Here is a 664-nt window from a genome sequence, read left to right on the forward strand (position 1 = left end):
ATTGAGACAAGGGTTTGGGGATATGCCCCAACAAGCAAAATCCCCGGCCCGGCAGGGGCAGCCGGGTCAGGGATTTGCCCGTATTTATAGGCTCTTTGGGATAATCAGGATTGCTCTATGGAGCCTTCCAACAAAGACCTGAGTTTTTTAAGGACCTTCATTTTCCGAGCATGAACAGCATTGCGGTACACGCCAAGCTCGTCTGCATATTGCCGTTCTGTCTTTTCCTCAAAGAACAGCGCCTGGATCAGCGCACGTTCTTCTGGGGTAAGCAGGGAAAGCGCGGTATGTAGCCTGTCCACTTCCAGCTTATGAAGCACCACGCTCTCCACACTTTCCTGCTCATCGGAGAATTGCTGGGCATTTTCATCCATCAGCCGGTCCAAAGAATCTTCGCGGCTGGGGATGATCTGCACCACATGGCCCTCCTTTCCGAGAACGAACCGCTCAGTTTTCAAATCGTTCTCAAAATAGCGCATTTTCCGGTCGCCCTGCATATAGGCCCGGTACACTTCATCCGTGACCTCGACATATTGGCCGCGAATCCATATTCTTTTTTTATCAGCGTCCACGCTGTTTTACCTCCGATCAGTCTGAATTGCGAGAAATTCAGACTGGTCGGGCGGCCCCCTACAACGTGGGAATGATGGGGTTCCTCTATATA

1 protein-coding gene is annotated in these 664 nt (G+C 51.4%); it reads right to left on the minus strand.

Annotated elements, in window-relative coordinates; translation table 11 throughout:
* Positions 1 to 104: 104 nt before the first annotated feature.
* Entirely contained in the window at positions 105 to 572 is a 468-nt protein-coding gene (locus tag H6A12_RS13840) for a sigma-70 family RNA polymerase sigma factor (RefSeq protein WP_204448437.1), read from the minus strand.
* Positions 573 to 664 lie beyond the last annotated feature (92 nt).

It is taken from the genome of Merdimmobilis hominis, assembly GCF_016901855.1.
Classification (GTDB): Bacteria; Bacillota; Clostridia; order Oscillospirales; family Ruminococcaceae; genus Paludihabitans.